A 14529-nucleotide genomic window follows, 5' to 3' on the forward strand; every position below is an offset into this window, starting at 1 on the left:
CTGTAAGATTAAATCTTGACTTCTACAGGTCAATTTCAAAAATTGGCTACGTAGTTCTACAAGTTCTGTGGTACTCACGTATTAAGTATACGCTSCGTTCCTCGYCTTGYRRACTCCTTGCTCTTTTTGAAATTGACCTTCGTCTACCGATTTTTCACTTACTCAATACGTCATGAGCTAAGCGACTAAAAGGAGCGTGGCAATCTCATGAAGTAGTATAAAACTCCTGAGATTGCTTCGTCAATTATTTTATAATTTCCTCTCAATGACGAAAAAGTCGAGCCACGCAAGCAAACCTACTAAATTCCTAAAGTATCTCTATAAAGCTCAAGCATAGCATCCTGCTCGGCAAGTTTATCTTTATCCAATTTCTTTAGTTTCAATATAGATTTCATAGCTTTAACATCAAATCCATGTGAAGAAGCATCTTGGAAAATATCTTTTACTTCTTGAGATAAATCAGCTTTTTCTTGTTCTAATCTTTCTATTTTGCTTATATATTGCTCTAATTGTTCTTTTACTACTACTTCTGACATAAAAAATCGTTTAACCTTTTTGAATTTACTATATAATACAAATATACTGCTTATCTTTCAAGAATTGTTCTTTCATTTTATCAAGGATTCGCATTCTCGCCTATTAAGTATAGGCCGCGGGTGTTCACCTCTCAAAATAAAATGAGGGTTCTTGAGATACAAGCAGTATATAACTTTTATTCAACGAAATATTAATAATGCAAATTTATCCTTTAAGACTTTTACCTAATAAAATCGATTTTGATTTTATGAATTTTAAAAAAGTCAGTTACAGTTTCTCAATTATTTTATCACTCATTAGCTTTATTTGGATCGGTATATATAAATTTAATTTCGGTATTGATTTTGCCGGCGGTATAGTTATTGAAGTAAGGCTTGATCAAGCTCCTGATTTGCCAAAAATGCGGGAGGTTCTAGGCGAGCTTGGAATAGGTGAGGTGGTGCTACAAAATTTTGGTAGTGAACGTGATCTATCGATTAGATTCGGTAGTAGTAGCGAAGAAAACCTCATGAAAAATATTGAGTTAATTAAAGCATCTTTGCAAAGTAATTTTCCGTATAAGTTTGAATATCGTAAGGTAGATCTTGTCGGTCCGCAAGTCGGTAGGCAGCTAATAGAAGCGGGGGCTATGGCGATGCTATTCTCTTTCTTAGCTATTATGGTTTATATTTGGGTGCGTTTTGAGTGGTATTTTGGTCTTGGTATACTTATCGCCTTAGTGCATGACGTAATACTCGCCCTTGGTTTTATGAGTATAACTAAGCTTGATTTTAACTTAAGCACTATTGCCGCAGTGTTAACTATTATAGGTTATTCCGTTAATGATTCGGTAGTAATATATGATAGGATTAGAGAAAATTTACGTAAATATCATAAAAAAAATATCACGGAAATTATAAATTTAAGTATCAATGAGACTTTATCAAGAACTATTTTAACAGTAATTACTACGCTACTTGCCAACTTAGTCCTTATTCTTTTTGGTGGTGAGGCAATCCGTAGTTTTAGCGTTCTTGTATTTTTTGGGATAATAGCCGGTACTTATTCATCAATTTTTATCTCCGCCCCAATACTTACAATGTTTGCTAATAGGAAGTTTAATAAGAAAGTAATAGAAAGGTAATGAATCGTTATTGCGAGGAAAAATTGAAAATTTCGACGAAGCAATCTCAGGAATATTTGACGAGATTGCCACGTCAAGGCTTCGCCTTTCCTCGCAATGACGTTTTTAAGCCATAACGAGAATAGTTTATGCTAAAAGAAGAAGACAAAATTTTTACTAACCTACATGGGCAGCAAAGCCATGATTTGAAATCTAGCAAGAAGCGAGGAGATTGGGATAATACTAAAGCGTTGCTTGATAAAGGTAGAGACTTCATTATTGAAGAGGTCAAGCAATCAGGGCTTAGAGGGCGAGGAGGAGCGGGATTTTCTACCGGTATGAAATGGTCGTTTATGCCCAAAAATTCAGAGAAGCCTTGCTATTTAGTAGTAAATGCCGACGAGTCTGAGCCTGGTACTTGTAAGGACCGTGATATATTAAGGTTTGAGCCGCACAAATTAATAGAAGGTTGCTTGCTTGCAAGCTTTGCTATAGGAGCGAATGATTGCTACATCTATATTAGAGGTGAGTTTTATAATGAAGCTTCTAATATTCAGCGTGCCTTAGATGAAGCTTATAAAGACGGGTTAATAGGAAAGAATGCTTGTGGGTCTAGCTTCGATTGTAATATTTATTTACATCGTGGGGCAGGGGCTTATATTTGCGGTGAGGAAACTGCATTACTTGAAAGCTTAGAGGGTAAAAAAGGCATGCCTCGCTTAAAGCCGCCTTTTCCTGCCGGATTTGGGCTATATGGCTGCCCGACTACTATAAATAATGTTGAGTCTATTGCAGTAGTGCCGACCATTTTAAGACGAGGGGCTAATTGGTTTGCTTCTATCGGTAAGCCTAACAATACCGGTACTAAGATTTTTTGCATATCGGGGCATGTTAATAAGCCTTGCAATGTTGAAGAGGCAATGGGAATTTCGTTAAAAGAATTGATTGAGAAATATGCCGGCGGTGTTCGAGATGGTTGGGATAATCTTAAAGCTATAATTCCGGGTGGTTCTTCGGTGCCTTTACTTCCTAAGTCACTATGTGAAGTGGATATGGATTTTGATAGTTTAAGAACCGCAGGTTCCGGACTTGGTACAGGTGGTATTATAGTTATGGATAAATCTACTGACATTATTTATGCAATAGCAAGGCTTAGTAAATTTTATATGCACGAATCATGTGGGCAATGCACTCCTTGCCGTGAAGGTACGGGCTGGATGTGGCGAGTTATGATGCGGCTAGTTAAAGGTAATGCCCAAAAATCCGAGATAGACGAACTCCTTAACGTTACAAAAGAAATAGAGGGGCATACTATTTGTGCCTTAGGTGATGCGGCAGCTTGGCCGATCCAAGGGCTGATACGCCATTTTAGAAGCGAGATTGAGGAAAGGATAAAGGGGTGGTCCAGTGCTATATGAACGTTCAAGATGTCATTCCTGCGGAAGCAGGAATCCACAAAATAACCAATTTTAATGTTAGTACAATAATTATATATTTTACTAGATTTCTGCTTCCGCAGGAATGACATCCACTCATAAAAAAGAAATAAATTATGCAAACAGATAATACAAAATCAAACACTAATAAAACAGCTAAGCAAGAGTGGGGGTCTTTTGCTTTTGTAATATGTATAGCTTTACTTATTAGAATACTTATTATGGAGCCATTTACCGTTCCGACCGGTTCTATGAAAGCAACCATACTTGAGAATGACTATATATTTTCTACGAAATATAGTTACGGTTATAGTAATTATTCTTTATCTTTCTTTGATTTCATAAATCTTTTTAAAGGACGAATATTTGCACGCGAACCGGAACGTGGTGATATTATAGTTTTTCGTCCGCCTAATAATATGAGCCTTAGATATATAAAACGTTTGATAGGGCTACCGGGTGATAAGGTACAATTAATTGATGATGTGATATATATCAATGATAAAAAAATAGAACGCACGGAAGTTGGAACTTATATTAGCGAAGAAGGAATAAAATATTTGAAGTTTAAAGAAACGCTGCCAAACGGTAGAACGTATTTTTCTTATAAGCTTGCTCCTATTTTCGACGTTATATATAATGATAGATACGGTAATACGGATGTTTTTTATGTACCTGAAGGAAAATATTTCTTTTTAGGGGATAATAGAGATCAGTCAAATGATAGTAGAGTAAATCTTGGATTTGTACCGTTTGAAAATTTTATTGCTAAAGCACAATTTATTTGGTTCTCAACAAAAATAACTTGGTGGGATAATGATATAGGAGTTATTAATCTAGTACTAAAGTTAAAGCCATGGATTGAATCTGTCAGGGTTAATAGAATTTTTAAAAATCTTTATAACACGGATGAGTAATGGTAGCATTTGAGGAGTTAGAAAAATTACTAGGCTATAGTTTCAAAAATAAAGAGCTTTTAATAGAGGCGTTGAGTCATCCGTCTTTAAGGCAGCATTACGAATATAAGGATGATAAAGATTATGAACGTTTAGAGTTTCTAGGTGATGCTGTATTAAATTTAGTAATCACGGAAATTTTATTTAAGAATTTTGCAAATTATAATGAGGGAAATTTAGCTAAAATTAGATCATATTTAGTTTGTAAAGAAACAATATGTGTGGTTGGGACCAAGCTCACTTTAAAAGATTATATAATTATGACTCATGGGGAAGAAGTAGCAGGGGGGCGGGATAATCCTAATAATATAGAAAATGCTACAGAAGCTTTAATTGCAGCTATATATCTTGATAGTAATATTGAAACAACTCGCAATATTATCAGGAAATTATGGGCAGAATTTATAAAAATTCAGAATTTAACGGATTATGATCCAAAAACTGCTTTACAAGAATGGGCTCAAGCGAGTAGCCATCACCTACCTATATACCGTCTGATAAAAAGAGAAGGGGCAGCCCATTCATCAACTTTTACGGTGCTTGTGAAAGTAAAAGATTATGAACAAACAGGCACGGGGCATTCTATAAAAGAAGCAGAGAAAAACGCAGCACGAAGCTTATTGCATAGACTTAAAAATGATTAAGCAAGTTCAAAAAACAATTTCAGTTTGTATAATAGGACGACCAAATAGTGGGAAGTCGACTTTATTAAATAGAATAATCGGGGAGAAGCTTTCAATAGTTACCCCAAAAGTTCAAACAACCAGATCGATTATTACCGGTATTATTACTTTAAAGGACACGCAAGTAATTTTATACGACACGCCCGGTATATTTGAGCCGAAAGGGACGCTCGAAAAAGCGATGGTAAGATGTGCGTGGTCTAGTTTGTATAGTGCGGATTTAGTGCTGTTGATTATCGATAGTCTAAAACCGTTTGATGATGTAACGCATAATATTTTAGATAAGCTTCGCTCACTTAATATTGTTCCGGTATTTTTATTGAACAAAATAGACGTCGAATCAAAATATCTAAATGACATTAAAGCTTTTTTAACAGGAAATCATCCTGATGGTTTAGTTTTTCCTATCTCTGCGTTATCGGGCAAAAATATTGATGGAGTACTTGAATATATAACAAGTAAGGCAAAAATTTCTCCGTGGCTTTATGCGGAAGACGACATAACGGATTTACCGATGCGTTTTATTGCGGCAGAAATCACAAGAGAGCAGTTATTTTTTAATTTGCAGCAAGAACTCCCATATAAACTAACTGTACAAACCGAAAAATGGGAAGAGCTTAAAGACAAATCCGTAAAGATTAATCAAGTTGTAGTAGTTTCAAGAGAGAGCTATAAAACTATAATACTCGGTAAAAACGGCTCTAAAATCAAAGAGATAGGGGCAAAATCCCGAATGCAAATGGAGCGGTTTTTTGGCTTCCCTGTTCATTTATTTTTATTTATTAAGGTGCGTGAACTGTGGGAGAATAATCAGGAATTTTACCAGTATATGAAGATATAATCAATTTAAACGTCATTGCGAGGAGATGCGTAGCATCGACGCGGCAATCTTATGAAGTAGTATAAAATTCCTGAGATTGCTTCGTCGAATTACTTTGTAATTCTTCTCGCAATGACGATTTTAGAAAAATAAAATAATAATCATGATAGTACTTGGGATTGATCCGGCACTTGGGAGTCTTGGATGGGCAATAGTTGCACGACAGTCAACAAAATTGAAATATTTAGCTAGCGGTATTATTAAAACCAATAGCAAAGATGAAATACATAATAGACTTGCCTACATCAATAGCACGTTAGAAAAAGTAATATTAGAATATCAACCGAATATGGCAGCGATTGAAGAAACATTTGTTAATACTAATAGCGTGACTTCGTTAAAGCTCGGCTATGCTAGAGGTGCGACAATGTCGCTGTTCGGTAGGTATAATTTGGACATGCGGGAATTTAAACCAAATACGGTAAAAAAAACTGTAACCGGCTATGGTCATGCAGAAAAAGACCAAATTTTGCATATGATCAAGCTGTTACTGCCCGGTACTTCCTTAATTACTAATTCCGATGAAGCCGATGCCGTAGCGATTGCCTATACTTGTCATGTTATGAGGGTTAAATGAATCCTGTTATAATATTAGTTGCTCCTCAAATGGGCGAGAATATCGGTGCTACTGCAAGAGCAATGAAGAATTTCGGCTTAATTGAGCTTAGAATTGTAGCTCCAAGAGACGGCTGGCCAAATGAGGTGGCGCGTAGTAATGCAGTCGGAGCGGTTAATATTATAGATAATGCAAAAATTTATGATAGTCTTGAAGATTGTATTAAAGACCTCGAATATTTATATGCTACTACCTGCATTAAAAGGGCTATGAATAAAGATTATGTATTTTCACAAAATTTGCCTTTAGATTATCCAAATTCTGCAAAAGTCGGAATAATGTTCGGGAGGGAAAATAACGGGCTGAGTAATGAAGAAATCTCACTTGCCAATAAGATTATCACTATTAATACAACCGAATTTAGCTCATTAAATATTGCTCAAGCGGTTATTGTAATATGCTATGAATTGTTTCGTAATTCTACGCCTAGAGAAGATATTCATAACATTCAAAAATTAGCTACTAAAGAAGAAATGGAACATTTTTTAACAAATTTATTCAGTAAACTTGATAAAACCGGATTCTTTAAAGCTCCCGACAAAAAACCTGCTATGCAGCAAAATATCACTAATATATTTACACGTATCAATAGCCTCTCTTCCCCTGAAGTTCACACACTGCAAGGCATTATAAAGTCTTTGTATACGTAGATAGAACTTCAAAAATTGGCGTCGTCGTTCTACAAGAGCTGCGGTACTCACGTATTAAGTAACAGCTATCGTTCCTCGCCTTGTGAACTCCTTGCTCTTTTTGAAGTTGATCTTCGTCTACCAACTCTTTATTTACTTTATGTATATTTAGTAACTTCTTAAGTTCAGGAACATAATTTTTAATTCGGCTATGAATCTCATTAGCAAGTTTTTCATCATAGGTATGTGAGGTCATATTACGGTCAAGAAGCATCTGAATCCATAACTCTTCATCGTTTATAATACCTGCTGCGTAAGCTTCTTTAAAGACTTCTTTAGGATAGTTGAGAGTTATGCCCCTTTGAGCAAAATATTCTTTTAGAAATTTCCAAGCAAGCTCAAAAGTAAACTCAAATCTTCTAATCGTTGCATCAATATAAGCTCTATCTTCTGTTGTCGGTTTTAAATAGATATCTTCAAGCGTCATAAAAGCTTTACGAAATTTTTCAAGTTTAAGGTTTATTTTGACATATATTTTTTAATAAAGATTTAATAATTTTAGCTACTCTTTCTGCTTCATTTAAGGGTTTGTAGCTATATTCCTCCAGCATCGTTACTGACTCATCAAAAATTCTTGCTATTTTTTGTTCTACTAATTGCTTGATAAAAATCTTATGCTTTGAAGAATTAAAGTTTGGTGGGCAGAATATATAAAGAGGTTTACCGCTTGAAGCTGCTTCGCTGCACATTGAAATCGAGTCGGCTGTAGAGATTATATATTCTGCATTGGCAAGCATAGCTATATATGGATTATATACCTTTGATACTTCAAGATTTGGTACGTCAAATTTCGGGACTCGCCTGTGCTCACGTATTATTATACGCTCCGCAGGCTCGCCGCTTATTTGACTTTCAACTTTTGAAGTTTCTACGGTATAGTCTGTGCCTTCATTCGGGTCATAAGTAATTGTAGAAGCCGGCATATTATTTTTAATAATTGATTTTACGGCTTGCGGTGTACGTCTACTGAAACTAATGAAAAACGATATTTGTTGATTAGTATATATTTTATTTAATAATGAAGAAAATAAATTTGCTTCATTTTCGTTGAAATTAAATTTTTTATTATTCCCACCGATTATCACGGCAATAAATTGTTTAAGGTCAGGATAATGCTTTTGTAGCTCTAAGTTCGCTGCAGCGAACTTTTCGGTTACGTTGTTGATAGCTCCGTTGACGGGAATGATGTTTTTCTGCTCGGTGTCATCCCGTGGCTTGTCCACAGGATCCAGTGTAAAGCAAGATAAACCGAGCTTTTTGCATTTTTTATTACTGGATCCCGTGGACAAGCCACGGGATGACAAGCGACGGCAATCATGATAAGGCAGAATAACGGCATCAAACGCATCATAAGGTAAAGAGGGCTGCATTATTTGTATTAACTTTATACTTTCAAATTTATTTTTTAAATAAAATGCTAAAACTGCTGTTCTTCTGCCGGCGGTAATTATCATATCAGGTAAAGGTTTTGCCATAATATCTTGCAATAGCTCACTTTTTATATGAATAGGATAATATTTTAGTAAAAAATTCGGTAGCTTAGCTAAGCAATTATACTGCAGTTTAATTATAATGTATTCTTGCGTTAATTTTTCAGCAAGTGCAATAGCCTGATTTGTGTTACCTGTTCTATTATCAGCCAATACGTATATTTTCATTATAAATATTCTTTTAAAGGTAATGTTAATAAATCTGTTAGAGGTAGTGATTTATCGCAAGCATTGGCTATCTCTGGCATAATCGGAATTTGAGCGATTAAGGGTATATTATATTTTTGCGATAAATATCCGCCGCTATTACTTTCAAACATATAGCTCATATTCTCAATTATTCCCAAAATAGGTAAATTTAGTTTTTGATATAAATCTATGGAACGCACTACATCTATCTCCGATATTTTTTGCGGTATAGTTACTATTATCACGCCGTCTAAATGATAATTCTCTAGCATACTTAAATGAATATCACCAGTTCCCGGCGGCATATCAATAATTAGATAATCTAAATTATCCCATTTTGTTACTGATAATAATTGATAAATGGTCTTACTCGCCATAGGACCACGCCAAATAATTGCCGAATGATCTTTAACAAAAAAGCCTATAGAAATAACTTGGATATTTTTGTCTATTATAGGTATTATTCGTCCTTCTATTGTTTTCGGCACTTCGTTAATGCCGAATATATGCGGAATTGACGGACCGTAAATATCGGCATCTACTATCCCAACTCGGTAATTTTCTAGACTCAATTGCTGAGCAATAAGAGTCGATATTGTAGATTTTCCGACTCCGCCTTTACCTGACGCTACTAAGATAATTTTTTTTACGTTTTCTACAAAATGCTTTGGCTTTTGAGTTTTTTTCTCCATAGGTTTACTTTCGGTAAAAACAATTGTTATTTTATTTATTTCCGAAATTTCGTTAAGTTTGTTAATTGCCTTAAGTCTGATTTCTTCGGCTTCTAACTTGTCTTTACCTGATATATCTATAGAAAAACCTACATTATTCCCCTTAATTATAATATCCGATATAACTTTATTTAAAAAAGTACCGTCTTTAAATATAATATGCTGAAGTTTATCGATAATTTGCTTTTGGTGTAAATGCGCCATAATTAAATTTCCTTTTTAAGGCTGTTTAAGTTCGTAACTTGACGTTATATGCTATAATATATATAATCACATAATCTTTAAAATAATATAAAAAAGCAAATGCTTAGTAAAAAATATAGCTCGATTTTAAAAAAATCCCCATGGAAAGATTTTGATTCTGATAAAGAAGATAACATATTCACAAGACCGCGTAAAAATCAATTTAATTTTGATAAATTTCAATTCCAGTTTAATTTTAATAGCAAAACAATAATTTTAGCTGTTGTCGCAGTGATTGCTTTATGGCTTGCTTCGGGTATTTATGAAATAAAAGAAGGTGAAGAAGCAGCGGTAATAAGATTTGGGCGTTTTGTGCGTAAGGGCTACCCCGGGCTTAATTATCATTTGCCTGCCCCTTTTGAAAAGATAATAGTTGAGAAAGTTAAACAATCACGGCGAATTGAGATTGGTTATCGTACAAATAGCTCGGCACGTAGCGGTGGCGATAATACTAAAAATATCGCCGGTGAAAGTATAATGCTTACCGGTGATGAAAATATCGTTGCTTTAAATTGTGACGTAATGTGGCATATTAATAACCTTGAAAATTTTATTTTTAACGTACAAAGACCTGAAGAAACAGTAAAAGCAACAGTAGAAAGTGCTGTTAGAGAAGTAATAGGCAATACTCCTATTTCTTGGGTATTATCTGATCAAAAGCAAGAAATTACTTACAAAATAGAAAAATTAGCACAAAAGATACTGGATAGTTATAATGCCGGTGTTATGATTGAGAAAGTACAATTATTAAAAGCCGAACCGCCTGCCGAAGTAATAGACGCTTATAGAGACGTGCAAACTTCAAAAGCAGATAAAGAGAAAGAAATAAATCAAGCTCAAGCCTATAATAATAAGATTTTGCCGGAAGCTAGAGGAGCGGCCGCAAAGATTATACAAGAAGCAGAAGGTTATAGAGAAGAAGTTATATCAAAAGCAGAAGGTGATAGCCAAAGATTTAATGCTATTTATAAACAATATACTATAGGTAGGCAAGTAACTAGAGATAGGTTATATTTAGAAGTAGTCGAAGAGATATTAGGCGGTTCAAATAAAACTATTATTAATAGTGCGCTACTGCCGCACATGGCTATTAAGTAGGTATACTCGATGAACTTCAAAAATTAGCTACGTCGTTCTACAAGAGCTGCGATCCTCGCCTTGTGAACCCATTGCTCTTTTTGAAGTTGATCCTCGTCTACCAAGAGTCCTACTTTTTATTTTATCGAATGTCATCTAAACAACAAGGAATATTAAATTAAATGCAACAAAAGATTTATTATATAATTTTTACAATTATTTTCGGGCTGATACTGATTTCTAGCTCCTTATTTTCAGTTGATCAACGCCAATCTGCCGTGGTATTTCAGTTTGGTGAAGCAGTTAGAACTATAGAAAATCCAGGACTAAATATTAAAATCCCGTTTATTCAAAACGTTGAATTTTTTGATAAACGTCTTTTAGATGTTGAGGTTGAGGCAAAAGAATTAACGGCTGCTGACGGTAAGCGAGTTATTGTTGATGCTTATGCCAAATTCCAAATTAATAATCCGGTAATGTTTTATAAAACGGTACATGATTATCAAGGCGTGAAAATTAGGCTGACCCGTAACCTTGAATCATCTATGCGTAAGGTGATAGGTAAAATTTCGCTAAGTAGCCTTTTAAGTCAGGAGCGTAGTAACGTAATGTTAAATATTTTAAATCAAGTGGACGGCGAAGCCAAAAGTTTTGGTATTGACGTTGTAGATGTTAGAATTTTAAGAGCAGACTTACCGAAAGAAAATAGTGCAGCTATTTATCGCCGTATGCAAACGGCACGTGAAAAAGAAGCGACCCAAATTAGGGCAGAAGGGCAAGAAGAAAGTGTGCGTATTCGTTCAAAAGCAGATAAAGAAAGTAAAATAATACTTGCTAAAGCTTATCGAGATGCACAAATTATCAAAGGTGACGGCGATGAAAAAGCGGCAAAAATATATAATTCCGCTTATTCCGTCGATCCGGAATTTTATAAATTTTATAGATCACTTTTAGTATATAAAAATTCTTTAAAGAAAGAAGATACTAATTTTGTGATTTCACCGGATGCGGAAGTTTTAAAATACCTTAATTTAAATAAATAACCATAGTACCGGACATTTTTCATTCTATGTCATTCCCGCGTAGGCGGGAACCCAGTTAAGTAAACTTTACTTAACAAAATTATATAATAAAAAATCTTTAAAATTAAAGATTTTTTAGCCTGGATCCCCTCCTACGCGGGGGATGACATCGAGGGCTTCTTAAAAATTATCCGGTACTATACTAAATAACTCGTTTATCTACTTTATTATTTACTTGGAGCATATGGTTAATCTGAAAATAGTTCTTATTTTAATAGTTTTAATATCAAGTAACGTTGTTTTGGCAAAAGAAAATAGTAAGTCTTTAAAAGTAGCGAAGCAAGATGAGAATGAATTTATGGCAATAAATTCTGCTCCTTTAAAAGTAAGTGAAGCTGCCCGTTATAGCTTTGCTGATATAGTTGAGCCGTTAATTCCTGCAGTCGTTAATATTTCAACAATAGAATATGTTAATAGTAAGTCGGAAAATGCTGAGAAAGATCCGCTGCAAGAAAAAAAGCCTTTAGACTTCATTAATGATTTTTTAGAAAAGCTAAATATACCGCTGCATTTGGAAGAAATCGATCAAACTCCTAAAAGCATTCCGCTTGGCTCAGGGTTTATTATTGAGCCTAACGGTTTAATAGTGACAAACTATCATGTAATTGCAAATGTTGATAAAATTAATATAAAACTTGCAGACAATACCGAATTATCGGCTAAATTAATAGGTAGCGATACTAAAACTGATTTAGCGCTCTTAAAAATAGACAGTGAGGAACCATTGCCGTTTGTTGAGTTTGGAGATTCAAATGATGCAAGAGTAGGAGACTGGGTTATTGCAATCGGTAATCCATTCGGTAATCTAGGCGGTACGGTGACAAGCGGTATTATTTCCTCTAAAGGGCGGGATATTGATATAGATACGGATAATATAGTCGATAATTTTATTCAAACGGATGCTGCAATTAATAACGGTAATTCCGGCGGTCCTATGTTTAATTTGGATCAGAAAGTAATAGGCGTAAATACGGCAATTTTTTCACCGCTCGGTACTAATATAGGTATTGGTTTTGCAATACCGTCAAATACTGCAAAGCCCATAATCGAACGTCTTAAGAAAGATGGAAAAGTAAGTAGAGGACGCCTTGGAGTAACAATACAAGATTTAACCGAGGAAATTTCTGAAGGGTTAGGGCTTAAAGATACTAGGGGGGTGTTAGTAGCTAAAGTACAAGAAGATGGCCCAGGTGATAAAGCAGGAATTAAAACAGGTGATATAATAATAGAGTTTGCAGATATACCGGTTAAAAATACTAAAAAATTGCGTGTAATTATTGCAGATGCTCCTATGGATCAGGAAGTAAAAGTAAAAATACTTCGCGATAAAAAAGAGCTTGAATTACCTATTAAAATTACTTCAGATAATGAAGAAGTTACCAAAGATTCTACAGAAGAGACCAATAAAGAAGAAATAACAAACAAAGAAGAAAGTGATTTATCTATTACTAAAAATAATATTACTTTTAGTAATTTGACTGAAGAATTAAGACAACAATATAATATTCCGAGCGATAAAGCTGGAATAGTTATAACCAATATTGATGAAGAAGAAAGTAGCTTCAAAATTGGTGATCTGATAACCAATATTAATCAGGAAAGCATAGATGATATAAATAAGCTAGAAGAATTATATGAAAATGCTAAAAAATCAGATAAGCAAAATATTTTGCTTTTGATTGATAGGGGCGATACAAGTGTATTTGTGCCGTTGCAAGTTATATAGAGTGATTATCGTCATTGCGAGGAAATACGAAGCATTGACGAAGCAATCTAGTAAAAAAGTCTTGAGATTGCTTCAGCCACGTTGTGGCTTCGCAATGACGTTAAAAAGTCAAGCCATACAATAATAATACCTAAATAATTATGAATGAAAAAATAGCAATTTTAAGTGCATACAGTTTTGTTAATATAGAAGAACCGGCTAATTTGATACCGAAACTTTTGCTTATCGGTAAAAAAAAATATGTCAGAGGCACTATTTTATTAGCTAACGAAGGTTTTAACGGTTCTTTTTCGGGCTCATATGAAAATGTAAATCTTGTACTTGAAGAACTAATAAAACTAACCTATCCCAAAGATGTTAACGTTAAAATAAATTATAGCGATGTTCATCCTTTTCATAAGCTGAAAGTTAGATTTAAGAAAGAGATTGTAGCGATGAATGCCCCTGATTTGAATGTTGATCTATTTAAAGGCGAATATATAGAGCCGAAAGATTGGGATGAATTTATCACCAAACAAAATGTTATAGTAATAGATACTCGAAATGATTATGAAGTAGAGGTCGGTACATTTAAATCGGCAATTAATCCTAATACCAAAACATTTAAGCAGTTTCCCGCTTGGGTTCAGCAGAATCAAGAATTGCTCAAAGGTAAAAAAATTGCTATGGTTTGTACAGGCGGTATTAGGTGTGAAAAATCCACCAGCTTACTTAAAAGTATAGGCTATGAAGAGGTATATCATCTAAAAGGCGGGATACTGCAATATTTAGAAGATACACAAAATAAAAATAATTTATGGCAAGGTGAGTGTTTTGTCTTTGATGATAGGAGAGCAGTTGCGGATGACTTATCACCCGCAGAAGGGCATTGGTTACAGAGATAGAGGTTGTGGATACCTAATCGTCATTCCCGCAAGACCTTGTTGCATAGATACCAAAACCGTCATTCCTGCAAGACCTTGTTGCGTAGATATAAAAAAAAGTAGCTGCGAACTAAGAAAAGTAGTAAATCGACAAAAAACTTAACCACAAGTGTGTATGTCAAAGCTACAAAAAGTTTGCAACTGGAAAGAATATAACAGAAGTTTAAAG

15 protein-coding genes and 1 pseudogene are annotated in these 14529 nt (G+C 34.5%); 12 read left to right on the forward strand and 4 right to left on the reverse strand.

What is annotated here, in order from left to right:
- Positions 1-299: 299 nt before the first annotated feature.
- Complete coding sequence (locus KYQ89_RS00980; protein ID WP_004996682.1) at positions 300-536, reverse strand: DUF2312 domain-containing protein; 237 nt, start codon at positions 534-536, stop codon at positions 300-302.
- A gap of 197 nt (positions 537-733) precedes the next feature.
- Between KYQ89_RS00980 and secF the strand changes: the two genes are divergently transcribed.
- The 8 genes and pseudogenes from secF to KYQ89_RS01015 all read left to right on the forward strand — a co-directional run bounded on the left by secF (position 734) and on the right by KYQ89_RS01015 (position 6860).
- Positions 734-1660 carry a protein translocase subunit SecF gene (secF, locus tag KYQ89_RS00985; protein WP_218459970.1) on the forward strand — a complete coding sequence of 309 codons (927 nt, stop codon included), beginning with the start codon at positions 734-736 and terminating at the stop codon, positions 1658-1660.
- 2 nt (positions 1661-1662) lie between these two features.
- Positions 1663-1764: pseudogene (locus KYQ89_RS08170) on the forward strand (DNA-binding protein); the annotation flags it as partial.
- A gap of 24 nt (positions 1765-1788) precedes the next feature.
- Positions 1789-3057: an NADH-quinone oxidoreductase subunit NuoF gene (gene nuoF / locus KYQ89_RS00990; protein WP_218459971.1), complete on the forward strand. Its 1269-nt coding sequence runs from the start codon at positions 1789-1791 to the stop codon at positions 3055-3057.
- A gap of 134 nt (positions 3058-3191) precedes the next feature.
- Entirely contained in the window at positions 3192-3992 is an 801-nt protein-coding gene (gene lepB / locus KYQ89_RS00995; RefSeq protein WP_218459972.1) for a signal peptidase I, read from the forward strand.
- Positions 3992-4675, forward strand: coding sequence for a ribonuclease III (gene rnc / locus KYQ89_RS01000; protein WP_218459973.1), 684 nt, complete (start codon positions 3992-3994; stop codon positions 4673-4675). Before lepB ends, rnc begins: the two co-directional genes overlap by 1 nt.
- Positions 4668-5555, forward strand: coding sequence for a GTPase Era (era, locus tag KYQ89_RS01005; RefSeq protein ID WP_218459975.1), 888 nt, complete (start codon positions 4668-4670; stop codon positions 5553-5555). Before rnc ends, era begins: the two co-directional genes overlap by 8 nt.
- A 142-nt stretch (positions 5556-5697) precedes the next feature.
- Complete coding sequence (gene ruvC / locus KYQ89_RS01010; protein WP_218459976.1) at positions 5698-6171, forward strand: crossover junction endodeoxyribonuclease RuvC; 474 nt, start codon at positions 5698-5700, stop codon at positions 6169-6171.
- On the forward strand, positions 6168-6860 hold the full coding sequence (locus tag KYQ89_RS01015; protein WP_218459977.1) for an RNA methyltransferase: 693 nt from the start codon (positions 6168-6170) through the stop codon (positions 6858-6860). Before ruvC ends, KYQ89_RS01015 begins: the two co-directional genes overlap by 4 nt.
- Here KYQ89_RS01015 and KYQ89_RS01020 read toward each other — a convergent pair.
- From KYQ89_RS01020 to KYQ89_RS01030, 3 genes are read right to left on the reverse strand one after another with little or no spacing between them, the layout of a single operon-like run.
- The gene (locus KYQ89_RS01020; protein WP_256621172.1) at positions 6838-7326 is read right to left on the reverse strand and encodes an HI0074 family nucleotidyltransferase substrate-binding subunit; all 489 of its coding nucleotides are present in this window, start codon (positions 7324-7326) and stop codon (positions 6838-6840) included. The genes KYQ89_RS01015 and KYQ89_RS01020 overlap by 23 nt on opposite strands.
- 25 nt (positions 7327-7351) lie before the next feature.
- Positions 7352-8557, reverse strand: coding sequence for a mitochondrial fission ELM1 family protein (locus KYQ89_RS01025; protein ID WP_218459978.1), 1206 nt, complete (start codon positions 8555-8557; stop codon positions 7352-7354).
- On the reverse strand, positions 8557-9513 hold the full coding sequence (locus KYQ89_RS01030; RefSeq protein WP_218459979.1) for an Mrp/NBP35 family ATP-binding protein: 957 nt from the start codon (positions 9511-9513) through the stop codon (positions 8557-8559). The genes KYQ89_RS01025 and KYQ89_RS01030 overlap by 1 nt, the downstream gene beginning before the upstream one ends.
- A gap of 99 nt (positions 9514-9612) precedes the next feature.
- Here KYQ89_RS01030 and hflK point away from each other — a divergent pair, with 99 nt between their 5' ends.
- The 4 genes from hflK to KYQ89_RS01055 all read left to right on the forward strand — a co-directional run bounded on the left by hflK (position 9613) and on the right by KYQ89_RS01055 (position 14321).
- Positions 9613-10650, forward strand: coding sequence for an FtsH protease activity modulator HflK (gene hflK / locus KYQ89_RS01035; RefSeq protein WP_218459980.1), 1038 nt, complete (start codon positions 9613-9615; stop codon positions 10648-10650).
- A gap of 161 nt (positions 10651-10811) precedes the next feature.
- Complete coding sequence (gene hflC, locus KYQ89_RS01040) at positions 10812-11672, forward strand: protease modulator HflC (protein WP_218459983.1); 861 nt, start codon at positions 10812-10814, stop codon at positions 11670-11672.
- A gap of 223 nt (positions 11673-11895) precedes the next feature.
- On the forward strand, positions 11896-13437 hold the full coding sequence (locus tag KYQ89_RS01045) for a Do family serine endopeptidase (protein WP_218459984.1): 1542 nt from the start codon (positions 11896-11898) through the stop codon (positions 13435-13437).
- A gap of 140 nt (positions 13438-13577) precedes the next feature.
- Entirely contained in the window at positions 13578-14321 is a 744-nt protein-coding gene (locus tag KYQ89_RS01055; RefSeq protein ID WP_218459988.1) for a rhodanese domain-containing protein, read from the forward strand.
- Positions 14322-14529: the final 208 nt, after the last annotated feature.

The organism is Rickettsia sp. TH2014 (assembly GCF_019249195.1).
GTDB classification, from domain to species: Bacteria; Pseudomonadota; Alphaproteobacteria; order Rickettsiales; family Rickettsiaceae; genus Rickettsia; species Rickettsia felis.